Below are 17,413 nucleotides of genomic sequence, written 5' to 3'. Positions count from 1 at the left end.
AGGGCAACATGCCGGAGAAAATCGAGCGGGACGTCAACGATGACAGCCTGGAAGAGGAACTGGAGCGCGAACGGCGCGAACATGCGCTGATCGACGAGGAAAAGCTGGGCATGGACGAGCTGGAAGAGGAGCACCTGAAGCGGGAACGCCAGCCCGGCGGGCCGGCTGGGCGCTAGCGTCAGGCGCGGGAGTCAAGGCGGCGCGATCATCGCTGGCATCGCGCGGCGCTGCCCGGTACAATTTCGCTTTGTCCTGCTCCCCCAACCCCGGAGGCCCATGAAATATCGCGCATTTTTCTCGTTCATCCTCGGCCTGACAGGCGCCGTCCTGGCCGCCTCGCAAGCCCAGGCCGCCACCATCTGCACCGCCATGGCGGACGCCAAAACGGGCACCGTCCTGCTGCAAGAGGGTAATTGCCTCGACCGCGTCACCCCCGCCTCCACGTTCAAGATCGCACTCAGCCTGATGGGCTATGACGCCGGCTTCCTCAAGGACGAGCACAAGCCGACCCTGCCGTACCGCCAGGGCTACGTGGACTGGGGCGGCGAAGCGTGGCGCCAGGATACGGACCCGTCGCGCTGGATGCAGTATTCCGTCGTCTGGTATTCGCAGCAGATCACGCAGGCGCTGGGCGCCGAGCGCTTCCAGAAATATGCGAAGGCTTTGCGCTACGGCAATGCGGACGTCTCGGGCGATCCGGGCAAGGACAATAGCCTGGAGCGCTCGTGGATCAGTTCTTCGCTGAAGATCTCTCCGCTGGAACAGCTGGGCTTTTTGCGCAAGCTGGTCAACGATCAGTTGCCCGTCACCAAGCAGGCGATGGAGCAGACGCGCCGCCTGACCCGCCTGGCGGACGTGGGCGGCTGGCAAGTGCATGGCAAGACGGGCGCGGCCTTCCCGCGCAAGGCCGACGGCAGCTTTGACGAAGCGCATGGCTACGGCTGGTTCGTGGGCTGGGCCAGCAAGGGCGAGCGCAGCATCGTGTTTGCGCGCCTGGTGCAGGACGAACAGAAGGGCCAGCAATCCGCCGGCTTGCGCACGCGCGACGCCATGCTGAAGGAATTGCCGGCCCTGCTGGAGCAGGCACAGAAGTGACGGCCAGCATCGTCGCCGCCACCTTCATCGCTTCCGACGGCGAGTACCTGGAAGCCGTCATCGAGGTGGAGGGCCAGCGCCTGCACGTGATGGACGAGTTCGGCGGCGGGCAACTGGCCGCCGGCACGCAAGTCCGGCTCGAATTGTGGCCCATGACCAGCGAGCAGGACGACTGGGACGCCATCTTCGGCGCCAACCCCGGCTGCGTAAAGGGCGTGCGCCGGCTCGATGGCTGGCGCTACCTGGCGCTGGGCGTCGTGACCCAGGTCGATCCCGTCATCTGCGATTGCGGCTTGCTGCAGCTGGAAAACCCGTTTACGACGCATGATGCGCGCTGCGTGGGCGCGTATGTCGGCGTTACGCTGGCGCGCCTGGATGCTTGCCTGGCGTAAAATCCGGCCCGCTTTGTTGCCCGCCCTATATACTTGCTGAAACGGATCATCCGGTATCAGACAAGGTTACAAGCATGGCATCAGGCATGGAGCAGTTTCAGGAAAAAGCACGGCAGGCATGGACATGGACGCGCGCGCAAGCCGTGCGCGTGGCGGGAGTGGCGTGGACAAAGGCGGTGGCGCTGTACCGGCGCGGCCACGCGCACCTGATGACCTTGCCGCCCGTGCGGCGCGCGCTGGTGCTGGGGCTATGGTCGTTCCTGGCCGTGCTGGCGCTGGTGATCCTGTACATGCTGCTGCTGATCCCCCTGACGCCAAGCATCCACGACTTGCGCCAGGCGCGCGCGGCCGCGCCCAGCACCATGGTCAGCGCGGATGGCGAGGAACTGGCCCGCTTCGACCAGGGCTTGCAGGAACGGGTCACGTTAAAACAGATTTCGCCGAACGTGATCAGCGCGCTGATCTCGACGGAAGACCACCGTTTCTATGAACACCACGGCATCGATTTCACGCGTACGGCGGGCGCCGTCCTGCATACGGCGGGAGGCAACCCCCAGGGCGGCTCCACCATCACGCAGCAGTTGGCGCGTAATATGTTCCCCGAGGAAATCGGCCGCTCGCGCAACCTGAACCGCAAGCTGAAGGAACTCATCACGGCCCTCAAAATCGAGGCCACCTACAGCAAGACGGAAATCCTGGAAGCCTACCTGAACACGGTACCCTTCCTGTACAACACCTACGGCATCGAAATGGCGGCGCGCACCTACTTCGACAAGCCTGCGTCGCGCCTCGACATCCTGGAAAGCGCCACCCTGGTCGGCATGCTCAAGGGCACGAATTACTACAATCCCGTCGGTAATCCCGAACGATCCTTGCAGCGGCGCAATGTGGTGCTGGGGCAAATGCGCAAACATGATGTCATCGACGAGGCGCGTTACAGGCAGTTGATCAAGCGTCCCCTGCGCCTGCATTTCGAGCGCCAGAGCGAGCGGGCGCAATCGGACAGCCATTTCACGGCGTATGTGCGCAAGTGGCTGATCGACTGGGCCGACGAGAACGATTACAACCTGGAGCGCGACGGCTTGATCGTGCACACCACGCTGGACCAGGATTTGCAGCAGGCGGCCGAGCGTGCCGTCGAGCGCCAGGCGAATGCCTTGCAGGCGATCGCCGACGTGGAATGGAGCCGCGCCGGCGTGCCGTCATCCACGTCGACAGGCATGTATGCGGGCATGCAGGGCGGCAGCGTGCCATTCGATTATTTCTGGAAATCGCATCCGGCCCTGCTCGACGCCTTCGTGCGCGAGTCGGGCGACTACCGCAAGCTGACGGCGGCCGGCGCCACGCCGGACGATGCGCTGGCGCAACTGAAGGGCGACCGCGCCTTCATGGCGGCCTTGCGCAAGTCGAAGACGCGCCTGGAAGCGGGCTTTGCGGCCATGGACCCGGCCACGGGCGCCGTGCGCGCCTGGGTGGGCAGCCGCGACTTTGCGCGCGAACAATTCGACCACGTGTCGCAGGCGGCGCGCCAGCCCGGCTCCACCTTCAAGCCCATCGTGTATGGCGCGGCGCTGGAAAAGGGCCTCAGCCCCGAGCACGTCTACCGCGATGCCGTGATGGATATCAAGGCGTCCGACGGCACGATATGGCGCCCGACGGACATGAGCGGCACCACGGGGCGCGACATGACCATGCGCGACGGCCTCGTGTACTCGAAAAACACCATCACGGCGCAAGTGATGCAGGACGTCGGCTTGCCGCCGATCATCAAGCTGGCGCGCGCGCTGGGCATCCGCGACAGCAAGCTGGAAAAAGTGCCGTCGCTGGCGCTGGGCACCAGTCCCGTCACTTTATTGGAAATGGTCAACGCCTACGCCAGCATCGCGGCCCAGGGCGAGGCGCGCCTGCCGTTCGTCGTCACCCACATCACGGACCGCGAAGGCAAGGTCATCGCCCGCTTCGGCGAAGACAAGCCCAAGCGCGCCATGCAGCAGGCATCGGCCGCCACCCTGACGGACATGATGCGCGGCGTGATCGACCGCGGCACGGGCACGGCCATCCGCAGCCGCTTCGGCATCCGCTCCGACGTGGCCGGCAAGAGCGGCACGACGCAAAACAATGCGGACGGCTGGTTCATCCTGATGCATCCGGAACTGGTGGGCGGCGCCTGGGTCGGTTTCAATGACGCCAGGGTCACCATGCGCAGCAATTACTGGGGCCAGGGCGGCCACAATGCCGTGCTGGTGGTGGGCGACTTCTTCAAGACGGCGCTCGACACGGGAAAACTGTCGCGCGACGCCATCTTCCCTGGCGGCAAGCCGCCACCGCCGCTGCGCCACGTGGAGCCGGTCGACGAGCCCGCGGACGAACCCGTGGAAGAGCCGGGCGATTTGCTGCAGGAAGGCGCACCGGCCGCGCCGCTGGCCATGCCGGCCGAAGGCGAGGGCGGACAGGAATCGCATGGCAAGGCGGTGCCGGAGGCGGCTCCCGCACCGCAGCCCGCTCCGGCACCCGTTCCTGTGCCGCAGGGATAACAGAAGCAGTTGGCTTGGCCAGTTGAACGGATGCCCGATTGACGTTAGTCCCAAAATGGGACTAAAATCAAGTCATGCGCATTTTGGCCAAGCCGACCTTGATTGCCTTTTATGAGCAGGCGATCTACGCAGATTCGAAGGCACCTTTGTTGTCATGGTATGGCCATGTGCTCAGGGCGTCATGGCCGGGCCCGGCGGCCGTGAAAGCGGACTTTGCTACGGCGAGCATCCTGAAAGAGGGGCGGGTTGTGTTCAATATTGGAGGTAATAAATACCGTCTTGTTACGTCGATCAACTATGCCTATGGCATTGTGTACATCAAATTTGTTGGTACGCACCGCCACTATGACGCTATCGATGCACAAACAATTTAGGACAATATGATGCACATCAAACCTATTCGCACCGAAGACGACTATCGCGCCGCGTTGCGGGAAGTCGAGTCTTTAATGTCTGCCAAGTTCGGTTCGCCTGAAGGTGATCGCCTGGATGTGCTCGCTACGCTCGTCGATGCCTATGAGGCGTGCCATTTTGTCATGGAATTTCCAGATCCCATCGATGCCATTAAATTCAGCATGGAGCAAAAGTCACTGGCGCCCAAGGATCTTGAACCGATGATAGGGCACCTGAATCGCGTGTACGAGATTCTCAATGGCAAGCGCCAGCTTACTCTGCCGATGATCCGCCGCCTGCATAAGGAGCTGGGTATTCCGGCCGAAGTGCTGATACGGCAGGCGGCGGCTCAGGCATAGTAGGCCAGCCTGTTTTTTTGCGTTTCTTTTTATACCGTATTGCGCCGCAAGCCCGCCTGCCGCACAAACACTTGCAGCGCGGCCATGGTTTGCTCGTGCAGCGCTTGCAGTTTCGCTTCCAGTGCTGGCGTGACGGCCAGGCTGCCGTTCGCTTGCCGGCGCACGGGGAGGTCCAGCGCTTGCGCCATTTCTACCGGGTAATTCGTGAAGTTGCCATACGGCCGCTTGCCGTCCACGGACGGGGTGGGCCAATAGCCTTCTGCCAGGTAGTCTTCCGCCGCCATGCCCAGCATTTCCAGCGGCATCCACGCCTGTTGCCGCAGCAGCGTCAGGTGCCGCGCGGTCAAGGTGAACGGCGTTTTGGCGTTGGCATAGCCGCCAGGCTTCAGGTCGGCCATCTGCACGAAGTGGGGCAGCAGCAGCGATGCTTCCGTCAGGCGCTGCGCGGCCAGGGCCGCATCCTTGCCGGCGATCGCTTGCATGGCCAGTTGCAGGGTATCGCCATTGCCCAGCGGGTGCTCCGGATTGAGCATGGGCGCGCCGCTTTCCACGGGCGACCAGCCGATGTTGAAACGCCGTATCAGCGCCAGGTGGTGCACATTGAGCACCTTGGGCAGCGGAGCGTCGAGGGTGGCCAGGATGCGCTGGCGCACGGCGCGCGGCAGGCCGCCGTCGGCCGCGCGCGCGAGCATGGGCGAGCACAGCAGGGCGCCGGCGAGGCGCAGCAGCTGGCGCCGCAGGGGCTGGACCAGGTCCGGCATCACGGCGCCGTCAAGTCCTGGCGCTGGAATTCGATGCGGTTTTCTTGATAAGCCCACTTGGTGTAGGGCCCGAACACGCGCCGGTTTTCCTTGCTGTCGGCATTCGACACTTCGCGCTTCATGCGCCGCACGAGGGCGGGGTCCGTGAGCGGCGCCGTCGTGGCGGCGAACACGTCGTGCCGCACGCTCTGTTTCGCGTCCGCGCCGCGCGAGATGATGGTGAGCTTGCGCGAGGCGGGATCGAAGTACACGCGCATGGCGAAGGTATTCATGTCCTGCAGATACAGGCCGTCGTCGCGCTGCTGGGCATAGAAATAGTCGCCGCAGACGGCTTTCGGCTCGCGTTTCCACTCGCAGGACAGGACGATCATCAGATGCTGGTCATCGAGTTGCTTGACCGAAATGCGTCCCTTGGAATAGCCCCAGGTGCTGGCTGGCACGGTCGCCGACGAGGCCAGGTTGTATTCGCCCACGAGTTTGGTCAGGGGAGCTTGCGCCGAGGCGCCCGCGCAGAAAGTAAAGGCGGCGGCCGCAAGGGCGCCTTGTATCTTGGAAAAGGATGTCATGATGGCCATAAAGAAAAGTTGCCATATTATAGATGGCAACTTGCCAAGATGGCCGCGCGCTTGAACGGCGCGCCGGCCGTTACTTCAGCTTGCTCAATTCCGCCACGTCGATCTTGACGGTCTTGCCGTCAGTGGCGGCCACCAGGGTCAGGAAGTGGGGCGTCGCGTAGTGCGCCGTCAGGGCCGCCTTGTCGGTCCATTCTTCCAGCATGATGAAGCGCGTGGGAATCTGGTTGTCGAGGTGCAATTCGTAGCGCAGGCAGCCGCTTTCGGCGCGGCTCGGCGTCACGACGGCTTCCAGGGCGGCGCGCACGGCGTCGGTATGGTCGGCTTGGGCATCGATGGTGGCGACGACGGTCAGGGTCATGGTGGTCCTTGTGTAGTGGTGGGGCGGATGCAGCTTAGCGCATCCTGGACTTTCATGCCTGTCATGTCCAGTCTGGCTGCGCCGAAACAGTTTCCGTCGCAGCCAGAAAATCCGCCGCCGCTTACGCTGCCAGCAGCGCGCCGATCTGTTCAAACGCGGCCGTCAACGCCTGCGCCCTGGCAGCGTCGCTGACCTTGACGCCTTCGGCGCGCACGATTTCGATCTGCGTGACGCCGAGGAAGCCAAAGAAGGCGCGCAGATGGCTTTCCTGGTGTTCCAGGGCGGCCATCGGCGTGTCGGCGCCGTAATAGCCGCCGCGCGTCGAGGCGATGATCACGCGCTTGCTGCCCAGCAAGCCTTCGGGGCCGTTGGCGCCATACTGGAACGTTTTGCCGGGCACGGCCAGCGCATCGAGCCACGATTTGAGCTGGCTGGGGATGGCGAAATTGTACATGGGCGCGCCGATGACGATGACGTCGGCCGCCAGCACCTGCTCCAGCGCGCCAGACAAGGCGGCAGCGTCGGCGGCGCCGGGCGCGGCCGTAAATTGCGGCAACGGTTGCGCGGCCAGGTCGCGGTAGTGGGCGGCGGCGCCCGGCGCGGCCGCTTGCAGGCGGGCGACGATGGCGGCGGACAATTGGCGGCTGAGGGAATGCTCGCCGAGGATGCTCGAATCGATGTGCAGGATGTTCATGTGGGCCTTCTTGGGTGGTATGATCGGGTGGTATGTTTTTGTAACCGAGTTAAATATAGTGACTATCAAATGAACGCACAAGAAGGCACTTTTTCCACACTGGGGCACACGGATGTGACTATTGGCGACGCCGCCGCGCAAGGAGCGGAGCTGGAACGGCGCATGCGCGACGAGGGCGGCCATGCGGGCGTGGCCGCTTCCTGTCGCCCGATCACGGATATCCTGACCCGCGTGGGCGACAAATGGAGCGTGATGGTGGTGATATTGCTGGGCAATGGCACCAAGCGCTTCAACGAGATGCGCCGCCTGATCGGCGGCATCTCGCAGCGCATGCTGACCCTGACCCTGCGCGGGCTGGAACGCGACGGCCTGGTGACGCGCACCGTATTTCCCACCGTGCCGCCGCGCGTCGACTACGCCTTGACGGACCTGGGCCGCTCGCTGTTGATCCCCATCAGCGCGCTGGGCGCCTGGGCCCATGGCCACCGCGACGCCATCGATGCGGCGCGGCTGGCGTTCGATGCCAAAGGCGCAGTCGAGCCGCCTTCGGGCGACTAGCCCCGTTCAGACGGCGGTACGGGCACCTTGCATGTCTTGCCGGTAGCGCGCCGGCGGAAGTTCGAACTGGGTCTTGAAGAAGCGGGTGAACGCGCTTTGCGAGGAAAAGCCCAGGCGTTCGCTGATTTCCACCACGCTCAGGCTCGTTTCGCGCAGCAAACGGCGCGATTCGCGGCTCTTGGCGCGCAGTTCCAGCGCGCGGAACGACGTTTTCTCCTGCTGCAGCTGGCGCTGCAGGGTCCAGCGGTTCATCGCCAGGCCGTCGCACAGGGCCGGCAGCAGCGCGGCGCCATCGGCGTCGGCTTGCTGGCCCAGCAAATCGATGATGGCTTGCTCCACGCGGGCCGAAAACAGCTGCGCACCCTGCAACTGCTGCAATTGTCCCTGCGCGTGCCGCAGCGCGTGCGGCGCCAGCATGGCGTTGAACTGGGCGAAAGGCCGGTCCAGCGCGGGCGCGTCAAACGTCAGCGTGTTGCGCGCCTGGCCGAAGGTGGCGGCGGCGCCGAAGCACTCGCCAATGGCTGGCGCGAACCACGGCGCCTTGCCCTGGAAGCCGGCATGGAAGGCCGTGGCCGCGCCATCGTCGTAGGCGCGCGCCACCAGCGACAGCATGCGGAAATTGGCCAGCGCCTGCATGGCGCCCCCCAGCGGGCAAAACTCGGACAGGTATTCGATCTCGATGCGCGTCCCATTCTCACTCATCAGCATGAAGTCGAATTCGCCGATCAGGCCCCGCAAGTGCAGCAGCTCGTGCAGGGCGCTGCGCAGGGTGGGGCGGTTGAAGCAGACGTGGGCGATGCCCGAGTAATGCGCGAACCAGTGCGTCACGTCGAGGTCGAGCAAGCCGCGGTGCTGCGGCAGCTGCTGGGCGTAGGCCGTCATGCGGCGGTGCCGCTCGGCGTTGATGCGCCCGCCAGGTTCCTCGAGCTGCGCCGGCGTGATGCCCGTTTGCCGGAAAAAGTCGGCGGGGTCGTGCCCATCGGCTTGCATGGCGCGCGCGCATTGCTGCGCGATCCGGTTCGAAACCGTGCGCGTATCGGGTTTGTGCAAGGGTGTCTCCTGCTTGTTGTAGTAATTTTTCACAAATATTAGCACTTTGTAGGAGATTGTTGGTTGTCGTGCCGTCTAACCAAAAATTGTTCTCGCGGGTATAAAACGCGTGCTGTGCGGTCAAGAAACTCACGCATTCTCACGCTATATTGATTTCGGGCTGGCCCTGATGCCACCCGGATACCTACAAAAACAGTCTTGGAGATAATGATGAATTGCACTATGAAACCGATGGCCCGCATGGTCGCCGGCTGCGTCGCCACGCTTGCCCTGGCCGCCTGCGGCAACGACACCGTCAGCGAGGAATACACGCAGCCCGTGTTCGGCGCCACCACCTATAGCCAGCTCAAGGTCGACGGCTATACCTTCAAGGACATGAATCGCAACGGCAAGATCGACCCGTACGAAGACTGGCGCCTGTCCGCCGAGGCGCGCGCCGACGACCTGCTGTCGCGCATGAGCCTCGACGAGAAGGCGGGCCTGATGATGCACGGCACGGCGCCCACCGTGTCCGACCCTTCCGGCATCGGCCTCGGTGGCGCGTATGACTTGACGGCCCTGCAAGACCTGATCGTCAAGCAGTACGTCAACACCTTCATCACGCGCATGGCCGGCGATACGGCCAACATGGCGTCCCAGTACAACAAGGTGCAGGAAATCAGCGAAACGTCGCGCCACGGCATTCCCGTGTCTATCAGCACGGACCCGCGCCACCATTTCCAGTACACGGTGGGCGCCAGCGCCGGCACCAAGGGATTTTCCCAGTGGCCGGAAACCCTGGGCCTGGCCGCCATCGGCGACGATGCGCTGGTGCGCCGTTTCGGCGATATCGCGCGCCAGGAATACCTGGCCGTCGGCATCACGCAAGCGCTGTCGCCGCAGGCGGACCTGGCCACCGAGCCGCGCTGGTCGCGCATCAACGGCACCTTCGGCGAAGATGCGGATCTGGCCAAGCGCATGGTGCAGCACTATATCGAAGGCTTCCAGGACGGCAATACGGGCTTGCACGACGGCAGCGTGGTGGCCGTCGTCAAGCACTGGGTCGGCTACGGCGCCACGAAAGAGGGGTTCGACGGCCACAATTACTATGGTCGCTACATGACCTATCCGGGCAACAACTTCGCCTACCACGTGAAGCCGTTCGAGGGCGCCTTCACGGCCAAGGCGGCCTCCGTCATGCCTACCTACGCGTTGCCGGATGGCAATATCACCATCGACGGCATCGCCCTGGAGCAGGTGGCGGCCGGTTTCAGCAAGACCATGCTGACGGACTTGCTGCGCGGTAAATACGGTTTCGAAGGCGTGATCCTGTCCGACTGGGGCATCACTTCCGATTGCGACGCCAATTGCCGCAACGGCACGCCGGCCGGCGTGGCGCCTTCCTTCATCGGCTTCGGCACGCCGTGGGGCATGGAAAACGCCACCAAGGCCGAGCGTTACGTGAAAGCCGTCACGGCCGGGATGGACCAGTTTGGCGGCGTGACGGAAGCGCCGTACCTGACGCAAGCCGTGCAGCGGGGCCAGTTGACGGAAGCGCGCATCAACGCGTCGGCGCGGCGCATCCTGATCCAGAAATTCAAGCAAGGCCTGTTCGAACACCCGTTCGTCGATGCGGCCAAGGCGGCCACCACGGTGGGCAAGGCGGACTTCATCGAGGCGGGCCTGGAAGCCCAGCGCCGCTCGCTGGTCTTGCTGGAAAACAAGGACAAGGTCTTGCCGCTGGCGGCCACCGTCAAGAAGGTCTACCTGTACGGCATCGATGCGGCCGTGGCGAAGCAGTATGGCTACACGGTGGTCGCCACGCCCCAGGAAGCGGACGTGGCCCTGCTGCGCGTGGCCGCGCCGTATGAAATCCTGCACCCGAACTACATCTTCGGCAGCATGCAGCACGAAGGACGCCTGAATTATGTCGATGGCGACGCCGACTACGAAGCCATCAAGAACGCGGCGAAGTTCGCGCCGAAGACGGTGGTGACCGTCTACCTGGACCGCCCGGCCATCCTCGGCAACGTGCAGGACAAGGCCAGCGCCATCCTCGCCAACTTCGGCGTCAGCGACGGCGCGCTGTTCGATGTCTTGACGGGCAAGGCCAAACCGCAAGGCAAGCTGCCGTTCGAACTTCCATCGTCGATGGCCGAAGTGCAGGTGCAGAAATCGGACGTGCCATATGACACGGCCCATCCGCTGTACAAGTTCGGTTACGGCCTGGCGTACTGATAACGCCCCTGTCGTCAGCGCAAGGTAATCCAGCTGCGCTCCTGCACGGAGCGCAGCGCTGCATCGATCAGCCGGTCCACTTCGTAGCCGTCGCGGAAGGTGGGCCAGACCGGCTGGCCGCCGGCGATCGCCTGCAGAAAATCGCGCGCCTCGATGACGATTTGCTCGTTGTAGCCCGTGCCGTGCCCGGCTCCCTGGCTGAACGCCAGGTAGTCGGGGTGGGCGGGGCCCATCAGCAGGCGCTGGAAACCCTGGCGCTGTGCCGGGCGGCTGGCGTCGTACAGCCACAGCTCATTCTGGTTTTCCTGATCAAACGCAATGGCGCCTTTCGTGCCCGTGATACGGTAGGTGTAGCCCATCTTGCGTCCGGCCGCCACTCGGCTGAAGGTCAGCGCGCCCAGCGCGCCGCTGGCAAAGCGCAGCAGCACACTCCCCTGGTCGTCGTTGTCCACCGCTTCCATGCCGTGCGGGCCTTCGCGCCGCGCATGCACGGTATTCATGTCGGCCACCAGCGAGTCGACGGGGCCGCCCAAACGCAGGGCCAGATTGAGCAGGTGCGAACCCACGTCGGCCAGTGCGCCGGCGCGCGTTGCCGTGGCTTCCCGCGTGCGCCAGGAGGCGGGCGCGCGCGGGTCGTGCAGGTAGTCTTCCACGTGCTCGGCGGCGACGTGGATGATGTCGCCGATTTCGCCCGATTCGATGATCTGTCGCGCCAGCTGGCTGGCGTGCGGATGTAGTTGTAGCCGACCATGTTGGCCACGCCCGCGCTTTCCGCCGCCTGCGCCAGCAGCAAGGATTCGGCGGCCGTCATGCCCAGCGGCTTTTCGCAAAACACGGGTTTGCCCAGGGCCAGCGCCGTCAGCACGATGTCCTTGTGCGTGGCGGGCGGCGTGGCGACGACGATGGCGTCGATGGCGGGGTCATTGACCAGCGCGCGCCAGTCGCCGGTGGACCTGTTCCAGCCCAGTTCCCGCGCGCTGCGCGCCGCGCCTTCTTCGCTGCTGGTGGCGATGCAGGCGCAGACGGGGTTGCGGGCCGCGGGAAAGATGCTGCGCACGGTCTTGTAGGCGATGGTGTGGGCCTTGCCCATGTAGCCGGCACCGATCAGGCCGATGTGGATGTCTTGCATAGGGAGTCTCCGAGGGTGGCGCGTAGGGGGTTCAGGCTTGCTGGCGCCAGGCGTGGCTGTCCAGGGCGTCGAGGAAGCGGGCCGCGGGCCAGTCCTGCGCCAGCGCTTCGCGCATGAGCTGCTGCTGCGTGGGCGGCGCCATGCCGTCGATGGGCTGGTCGCGATCGAGGTTGCTGGGAAAGGCATAGCCTTCGGCGCAGGCGGCGATCGCGTGGCCGACGCCAGCGTCATCCAGGGCGCCCTGCGCGCGCAGCGCCTGCAAGGCTGGGTATAGGGCTGCGCTCATGGCGCGGCGGTCCAGCGTTTCCATGGCGCGCCCGAACGGCGACGACACTTGCAGCAGGTTGGCCATGCGGCGGATGTCGGGCGAACGGTTATGCCCGGCCGCGTGGAACAGGGCCGGGTTGAAGAACACGGCGTCGCCTTTCGACAGCGGCAGCTGCACGCAATGCCGGGCGAAATGGTCGCGGAACGGCCGCTGCTGCCAGGCGAGAAACCCGGCCCGGTAACGCTGCGAATAAGGCAGGTACAGGGTGGGACCGGATTCCAGCGGCATGTCGCAATGGGCGACGGCGCCCTGCAGGGTCAGGAGGGCAGACATCTGGTGCACGGGCGCGGGATAGGCGGCGCAGGCGGCGGCGCTTTGGAAGCCCAGGTGATAGTCGCGGTGCGGCGCCTGGGCGGCCCCGCCGGGATTGACGACGTTTACTTGCGCCGTCATCTGGTAGGCGGGCCCCAGCCAGGCCTCGGATATCCAGGCGAAGACGGGGTTGGCGTAGTAGCGCGCGAACGTTACGGGCGCGCGCAGGCAAAGCTTTTGCTGGGCGTTCCAGATGCGGTCATTCGCGCCCGGCCTGGCGAAATGGTCGCCGCCCGCCTGTCCGCTGGCATGCTGCCCGGCGATCAGGTCGCGGAACACGCGATTCGCCTGTTCCAGCGTCTCCGTGTCGGTGACGGCCCGTTTGAGCACGATGACGCCGGGACCGTCCATCAGCGCCTTGCCCCATTCGGCCTGCAGCGCGCGCAGCGAGGCCGGATTGGCAGCCAGTTCGCGCACCGCATCGCAGTCGTAGACGAGGATATTTTCCTGCACCGCGGCGGCGTGCGGATAGTCGGCCAGCGCCGTGCGGCAACTGACGGTGCCGATGAAGTCTTGCAGGTCGCAGCTTTCCGGCGTCAGCCAATACGGGACGGGCGGCTGGGCGCCGGCGTTGGTGATGTGCATGCGGTGTCTCCTGATTATTTAAGTTGTAGAATCAGTATAGGGATGAAAATCCGCATTTTTCATCAGAAAATCCATCAAAAAACCATCAATCCGAAATGGAGAGCACGTGACGCATCCTTTCCCCGTCAAGGTCGTGGCGCTGCAGGCCGGCGTCAGCGTGGCCACGGTCGACCGCGTGATCAAGCAGCGCGGCGGCGTGCACGCCAATACGGTGCGCCGCGTGATGCAGGCGCTCGACGAGCTGGCGCGGCAAAGCACGCAGGTGGGCCTGTCCGGCAGAAAATTCATGCTCGACGTGCTGATGGTGGCGCCGCGCCGCTTTACGGATGCCGTGCGCGCCGCGCTGGAGGCGGAGCTGCCGTCGCTGCATCCGGCCGTGCTGCGTTCGCGCTTTCACCTGCATGAAACCCTGGAAGCGGACGGGATCGTCGACCTGCTGGAGCGCATCCGCAAGAACGGCAGCCACGGCGTGCTGCTCAAGGCGCCGGATGTGCCGCCAGTGGCCGAGGCGGTGAACCGGCTGGCGGCGGCCGGCATCCCCGTGGTGACCTTGGTGACGGACTTGCCGGCTTCCGCGCGCCGCAGCTATGTGGGCATGGATAACCGGGCGGCGGGCGAGACGGCCGCTTACCTGGTCGGCCAGTGGCTGGGCAGCGTGAGAAAAAAACAGCAGGTGCTGGTGACCCTGAGCAGCAACCGCTTTCATGGCGAGGAAGAGCGCGAGATCGGCTTTCGCCGCGCGCTGCGCGAACGGCATCGGCACTTGAGCGTCGTCGAAGTGAGCGAAGGCCACGGCATCGACGGCGCCACGGGTGCGCTGGTGCGGCAGGCGCTGGCCGACCATCCGGGCATCGCCGCCGTGTATTCCATCGGCGGCGGCAATGCCGCCATCGTGCAGGCGTTCGCCAAAGCGGGCCGGCCGTGCCAGGTCTTCATCGGCCATGACCTCGACGCGGACAACCTGGCGCTGCTCAAGTCGGGCGCCATCCACGCCGTGCTGCACCACGACCTGGGCCAGGACATGCGCCGCGCCTGCCAGGAAATCCTGCGTGCGCAGGGCGCGCTGCCGGCATTGGCGCAGCCGGCCTGCCTGTCCGCCATCCAGATCGTCACGCCGTGGAACCTGCCCGCCCTGAATGGCCTGAATTGACAGGCATGCGAGGCTGGCCGATACTCGCCGCTTCGCTCATCGCTCACCTTTGAAGGAATCCCCCGATGTCCGTCATCCCGAAATTGCATCAGACCGTGCTTGCCGCCTTGCTCTCCACCGCGTTTGCCATGCCGGCCATGGCCGCCGCCCCCGCATCTGCGGCAGCTGCTGCCGCCCCATCGGCCTGGGTCGAGGCCAGCAACCGTAACGCGGCCATCGTGCTGGCTGCGCAGGCGCAGTTCTCGCCTGAAAACGCTTCCGACACGGGCCTGGTGCAGTACGACGGCCTGGCTGCCGACCTGGGACCCAATATTGTCGAACGCCAGGTGGCGGCCATGCAGCAGGCGCGCGCGCAATTGCAGCAAAAGCTGGAACTTGAACGCGACGAACGCATTCACCAGGACCTGGAGATTTTGATCGGCGCCGTCGACCAGGAAATCGCTGGCACCCAGCTGGAAGCCAAGTACGCCTTGCCGTGGGTTGATGTGCCGCAAATGGTCTTTGGCAGCATGCAAAGCCTGCTGCAGGAACAGCGCCCGGCCGCGCGCCGCGCCAAGGCGCTGGAACGGCTGCAGCGCTATGTCGGGCAATACCCGGGCAGCACGCCGATCACGCAGCAGGCGAAGGCGCGCTTCACGGAGCAAATCGGCAAGCCCGGCCTGGCGGGACCCGTGCGCCTGCAGGTGGAGCAGTCGCTGGAAAATGTGCCGACGTATGTCGCCGGCATCCGCAAGCTGTTCGCCGACATGCAGATCGCGGGCGCGGAGAGCGCGTTGGCGGCCATGGAACAGCAGCTGACCGAGTATGCGGCGTGGGAAAAGCAGGTGGTGCTGCCCCTGTCGCGCACGGATTTCCGCATGGCGCCCGAGCTGTATGCGTTTCGCCTGAAGCAGGTGGGCATCGACATCGAGCCGCGCGCGCTGGTCGAACGGGCGCAGGTGGCTTACCTGGAAACGCGCGCCGCCATGCAGGCGCTGGCGCCCGTCGTGGCGGAGAGAATGTCGCTCAAGGGTGTCGACGGCAGCGATTACCGCCAGGTGCTGCGCGCGCTGAAGGCCGAGTCCATCCCGAACGAGCAGCTCGAGGCGCATTACAAGGGCGTCAATACGCAGCTGGAACAGCGCATCGCCCGGCAGCGCGTGGTCGATATTCCTGCGCGCGCCATGACCATGCGCCTGGCGTCAGCCGCCGAATCGGCGGCCCAGCCGGCGCCGCATATGCGTCCGCCTCCGCTGATCGGCAATACGGGAGAACACGGCCAGTTCGTCCTCCCCGTCAGCAATCCGGCCGCCAGCGGCAAGGGCGAGGCGTATGACGATTTCAATTTCGCGGGCGCCGCCTGGACCCTGAGCGCGCACGAGGGCCGTCCTGGCCACGAGCTGCAGTTCAGCGCCATGGTGGAGCGGGGCGTGTCGCAGGCGCGCAGCCTGTACGCGTTCAACAGCGTCAACGTGGAAGGCTGGGCGCTGTACGCGGAAGCAGAGATGATTCCCTACGAGCCGGCCGAAGGCCAGTTCATCGCGCTGCAGTTCCGCATGCTGCGCGCGGCGCGCGCCATGCTGGACCCGATGCTGAACCTGGGGCAGGTCACGCGCGAAGAGGCGGGCCGCATCCTGACGGACGAGGTGATGCTGTCGACACCGATGGCCCGCCAGGAACTGGACCGCTACACCTTCAATATGCCGGGCCAGGCGGGCAGCTATTTCTATGGCTACACGCGCATCCTGCAGCTGCGCGCGGAAACGGAGCTGGCGCTGGGAGACAGATTCGACCGCCTGGCCTTCAATAACTTCCTGCTGGGCCAGGGTTTGCTGCCGCCGGACTTGCTGGCCAGGGCCGTGCGCGAACACTTCATCCCCGCGCAGAGAAAAGCCAGGGGCTGACGGCGGTCTCCTGCGCATGCCATACTGGCGCCCTTGAATGAAAACGTGAGAGTGGCAGGCATGTGGCGTGGGATCGTATGTGGTGTGCTGGCCGGCGCCTTTTGGGGCGCCGTTTTCATTGTGCCCGTCTTGCTGCCGGACTTTTCCCCGGTCGAGCTGATGGTGGGGCGCTACATCTGCTATGGCGCGGTGGCGGCCGGCCTGATGCTGCCGCGCCTTGTGCCCCTGCTGCGACGCTTGCGGCGCAGCGACTGGCTGGCCATGCTGCGCCAGGCACTGGCCGGCAATGTCGTGTATTACCTGCTGCTGGCCTACGGCGTCAAGCTGGCCGGCGTGGCGCCCACTTCCCTGATCATCGGCTTGCTGCCCCTGAGCGTCACCATCCTGGGCCGCAAGGACCACGGCGCGCTGCCGCTGCGCCAGCTGACCTGGCCGCTGCTGGTGGTAGCGCTGGGCATCGCCTGTATCAATGTCGATATTTTCAATCTCGATATTGTCAGCCATGCAGGCGGCGCGGGTGGCGCCGGTCTGGCGCACAAGCTGGCCGGCGTGCTGTGCGCCGTTGGCGCGCTCGCCTGCTGGACCTGGTATGCGCTCGACAATGCCCGTTTCCTCAAGCGCCACGCGCATTTCAGTTCCGTGGAATGGGCCATGCTGTATGGCCTGGCCAGCGGCGTCATCGCCCTGGCCGTTGGCGCCGCGATGCTGGCGCTGCAGCAGGCAGGCGGCGCCGACGACGCGCCGGCGCGCGACTGGCACCGCTACTGGCTCGTGTGTTTGCTGCTGGCGCTGGGTGCTTCCGTGATCGGTAACTACCTGTGGAATCTGGCGTCGCGCCTGGTGCCGGTCACCTTGTCGGGCCAGCTGATCCTGTCGGAAACCCTGTTCGCGCTGCTGTACGGCTTCGTCTACGCGCAGCGCATGCCGCGCCCCCTGGAATGGGCCGCCATGGTCTTGCTGACGGCGGGCGTGCTGTGGTCCGTGCGGCGGCATGCGCAGGAGGAGGGAGCAGGGCAGGAGGCAGGGCGGACGTAGCGAAA

The 17,413-nt window shown here is 65.2% G+C and carries 18 protein-coding genes and 1 pseudogene; 11 read left to right on the top strand and 8 right to left on the bottom strand.

The annotated features are described in order from the left end of the window. The first annotated feature begins 8 nt into the window (after positions 1–8). The 6 genes from O0881_RS03955 to O0881_RS03930 all read left to right on the top strand — a co-directional run bounded on the left by O0881_RS03955 (position 9) and on the right by O0881_RS03930 (position 4,773). The gene (locus tag O0881_RS03955) at positions 9–176 is read left to right on the top strand and encodes a hypothetical protein (protein ID WP_289897666.1); all 168 of its coding nucleotides are present in this window, start codon (positions 9–11) and stop codon (positions 174–176) included. Between the two features lie 100 nt (positions 177–276). Further along, positions 277–1,095 carry a class D beta-lactamase gene (gene blaOXA / locus O0881_RS03950; RefSeq protein ID WP_289910259.1) on the top strand — a complete coding sequence of 273 codons (819 nt, stop codon included), beginning with the start codon at positions 277–279 and terminating at the stop codon, positions 1,093–1,095. Further along, positions 1,092–1,487, top strand: coding sequence for a hypothetical protein (locus O0881_RS03945; RefSeq protein ID WP_289910258.1), 396 nt, complete (start codon positions 1,092–1,094; stop codon positions 1,485–1,487). The genes blaOXA and O0881_RS03945 overlap by 4 nt, the downstream gene beginning before the upstream one ends. An 86-nt stretch (positions 1,488–1,573) precedes the next feature. Then, positions 1,574–4,021 (top strand): transglycosylase domain-containing protein, encoded by a 2,448-nt coding sequence (locus O0881_RS03940; RefSeq protein ID WP_289910257.1) that lies wholly within the window; start codon positions 1,574–1,576, stop codon positions 4,019–4,021. A gap of 74 nt (positions 4,022–4,095) precedes the next feature. Further along, entirely contained in the window at positions 4,096–4,395 is a 300-nt protein-coding gene (locus tag O0881_RS03935; protein ID WP_289910256.1) for a type II toxin-antitoxin system HigB family toxin, read from the top strand. A 9-nt stretch (positions 4,396–4,404) separates the two neighbouring features. Beyond that, on the top strand, positions 4,405–4,773 hold the full coding sequence (locus O0881_RS03930; RefSeq protein ID WP_289907222.1) for a transcriptional regulator: 369 nt from the start codon (positions 4,405–4,407) through the stop codon (positions 4,771–4,773). Positions 4,774–4,802: 29 nt separating this feature from the next. Here O0881_RS03930 and O0881_RS03925 read toward each other — a convergent pair whose 3' ends face one another. The 4 genes from O0881_RS03925 to O0881_RS03910 all read right to left on the bottom strand — a co-directional run bounded on the left by O0881_RS03925 (position 4,803) and on the right by O0881_RS03910 (position 7,161). Continuing rightward, positions 4,803–5,534, bottom strand: coding sequence for a hypothetical protein (locus O0881_RS03925; protein WP_289910255.1), 732 nt, complete (start codon positions 5,532–5,534; stop codon positions 4,803–4,805). Beyond that, positions 5,534–6,100 (bottom strand): hypothetical protein, encoded by a 567-nt coding sequence (locus O0881_RS03920; RefSeq protein ID WP_289910254.1) that lies wholly within the window; start codon positions 6,098–6,100, stop codon positions 5,534–5,536. Before O0881_RS03920 ends, O0881_RS03925 begins: the two co-directional genes overlap by 1 nt. Positions 6,101–6,179: 79 nt before the next feature. After that, a complete protein-coding gene (locus tag O0881_RS03915) occupies positions 6,180–6,467 on the bottom strand; it encodes a putative quinol monooxygenase (protein WP_289910253.1) in 288 nt (95 codons plus the stop codon). 121 nt (positions 6,468–6,588) lie between these two features. Next, a complete protein-coding gene (locus O0881_RS03910) occupies positions 6,589–7,161 on the bottom strand; it encodes an NAD(P)H-dependent oxidoreductase (RefSeq protein WP_289907127.1) in 573 nt (190 codons plus the stop codon). 162 nt (positions 7,162–7,323) lie between these two features. Here O0881_RS03910 and O0881_RS03905 point away from each other — a divergent pair, with 162 nt between their 5' ends. Further along, complete coding sequence (locus O0881_RS03905) at positions 7,324–7,719, top strand: helix-turn-helix domain-containing protein (protein WP_289911450.1); 396 nt, start codon at positions 7,324–7,326, stop codon at positions 7,717–7,719. 6 nt (positions 7,720–7,725) lie between these two features. Here O0881_RS03905 and O0881_RS03900 read toward each other — a convergent pair whose 3' ends face one another. Beyond that, on the bottom strand, positions 7,726–8,769 hold the full coding sequence (locus O0881_RS03900) for an AraC family transcriptional regulator (RefSeq protein WP_289910252.1): 1,044 nt from the start codon (positions 8,767–8,769) through the stop codon (positions 7,726–7,728). 222 nt (positions 8,770–8,991) lie between these two features. Here O0881_RS03900 and O0881_RS03895 point away from each other — a divergent pair, with 222 nt between their 5' ends. After that, on the top strand, positions 8,992–10,986 hold the full coding sequence (locus tag O0881_RS03895; protein WP_289910251.1) for a glycoside hydrolase family 3 N-terminal domain-containing protein: 1,995 nt from the start codon (positions 8,992–8,994) through the stop codon (positions 10,984–10,986). Between the two features lie 14 nt (positions 10,987–11,000). Here the strand turns inward: O0881_RS03895 and O0881_RS03890 are convergent, their stop codons facing one another. The 3 genes and pseudogenes from O0881_RS03890 to O0881_RS03880 form a co-directional block, all read right to left on the bottom strand. Continuing rightward, on the bottom strand, positions 11,001–11,639 hold the full coding sequence (locus tag O0881_RS03890) for a Gfo/Idh/MocA family oxidoreductase (RefSeq protein ID WP_289910250.1): 639 nt from the start codon (positions 11,637–11,639) through the stop codon (positions 11,001–11,003). Positions 11,640–11,737: 98 nt separating this feature from the next. After that, a pseudogene (locus O0881_RS03885) lies at positions 11,738–12,115 on the bottom strand (Gfo/Idh/MocA family oxidoreductase); the annotation flags it as partial. A 31-nt stretch (positions 12,116–12,146) separates the two neighbouring features. After that, positions 12,147–13,340 carry a phytanoyl-CoA dioxygenase family protein gene (locus O0881_RS03880; RefSeq protein ID WP_289910249.1) on the bottom strand — a complete coding sequence of 398 codons (1,194 nt, stop codon included), beginning with the start codon at positions 13,338–13,340 and terminating at the stop codon, positions 12,147–12,149. A gap of 106 nt (positions 13,341–13,446) precedes the next feature. On the opposite strand from O0881_RS03880, the gene O0881_RS03875 reads away from it, so the two are divergent. The 3 genes from O0881_RS03875 to O0881_RS03865 all read left to right on the top strand — a co-directional run bounded on the left by O0881_RS03875 (position 13,447) and on the right by O0881_RS03865 (position 17,408). Then, positions 13,447–14,490 carry a LacI family DNA-binding transcriptional regulator gene (locus O0881_RS03875; protein ID WP_289910247.1) on the top strand — a complete coding sequence of 348 codons (1,044 nt, stop codon included), beginning with the start codon at positions 13,447–13,449 and terminating at the stop codon, positions 14,488–14,490. Positions 14,491–14,555: 65 nt separating this feature from the next. After that, entirely contained in the window at positions 14,556–16,373 is a 1,818-nt protein-coding gene (locus tag O0881_RS03870) for a DUF885 domain-containing protein (RefSeq protein ID WP_289910245.1), read from the top strand. 60 nt (positions 16,374–16,433) lie between these two features. Further along, positions 16,434–17,408: a DMT family transporter gene (locus O0881_RS03865; RefSeq protein WP_289910244.1), complete on the top strand. Its 975-nt coding sequence runs from the start codon at positions 16,434–16,436 to the stop codon at positions 17,406–17,408. Positions 17,409–17,413 lie beyond the last annotated feature (5 nt).

This window comes from Janthinobacterium sp. SUN100, assembly GCF_030397705.1.
Taxonomy (GTDB): Bacteria; Pseudomonadota; Gammaproteobacteria; order Burkholderiales; family Burkholderiaceae_D; genus Janthinobacterium; species Janthinobacterium kumbetense.
The sequence above is the reverse complement of the archived record's forward strand: the minus strand, read 5'-3'. Positions and strand labels throughout refer to the sequence as shown.

Excerpts from the sequence above, each read along its gene's own strand:
- O0881_RS03955 (WP_289897666.1), top strand. The coding sequence starts at position 9 with ATGCCGGAGAAAATCGAGCGGGACGTCAACGATGACAGCCTGGAAGAG.
- O0881_RS03870 (WP_289910245.1), top strand. The coding sequence starts at position 14,556 with ATGTCCGTCATCCCGAAATTGCATCAGACCGTGCTTGCCGCCTTGCTC.
- O0881_RS03910 (WP_289907127.1), bottom strand. The coding sequence starts at position 7,161 with ATGAACATCCTGCACATCGATTCGAGCATCCTCGGCGAGCATTCCCTC.
- O0881_RS03940 (WP_289910257.1), top strand. The coding sequence starts at position 1,574 with ATGGAGCAGTTTCAGGAAAAAGCACGGCAGGCATGGACATGGACGCGC.
- O0881_RS03935 (WP_289910256.1), top strand. The coding sequence starts at position 4,096 with ATGCGCATTTTGGCCAAGCCGACCTTGATTGCCTTTTATGAGCAGGCG.
- O0881_RS03905 (WP_289911450.1), top strand. The coding sequence starts at position 7,324 with ATGCGCGACGAGGGCGGCCATGCGGGCGTGGCCGCTTCCTGTCGCCCG.
- O0881_RS03865 (WP_289910244.1), top strand. The coding sequence starts at position 16,434 with ATGTGGCGTGGGATCGTATGTGGTGTGCTGGCCGGCGCCTTTTGGGGC.
- O0881_RS03895 (WP_289910251.1), top strand. The coding sequence starts at position 8,992 with ATGAAACCGATGGCCCGCATGGTCGCCGGCTGCGTCGCCACGCTTGCC.
- O0881_RS03880 (WP_289910249.1), bottom strand. The coding sequence starts at position 13,340 with ATGCACATCACCAACGCCGGCGCCCAGCCGCCCGTCCCGTATTGGCTG.
- O0881_RS03925 (WP_289910255.1), bottom strand. The coding sequence starts at position 5,534 with ATGCCGGACCTGGTCCAGCCCCTGCGGCGCCAGCTGCTGCGCCTCGCC.
- O0881_RS03930 (WP_289907222.1), top strand. The coding sequence starts at position 4,405 with ATGCACATCAAACCTATTCGCACCGAAGACGACTATCGCGCCGCGTTG.
- O0881_RS03915 (WP_289910253.1), bottom strand. The coding sequence starts at position 6,467 with ATGACCCTGACCGTCGTCGCCACCATCGATGCCCAAGCCGACCATACC.
- O0881_RS03920 (WP_289910254.1), bottom strand. The coding sequence starts at position 6,100 with ATGACATCCTTTTCCAAGATACAAGGCGCCCTTGCGGCCGCCGCCTTT.
- blaOXA (WP_289910259.1), top strand. The coding sequence starts at position 277 with ATGAAATATCGCGCATTTTTCTCGTTCATCCTCGGCCTGACAGGCGCC.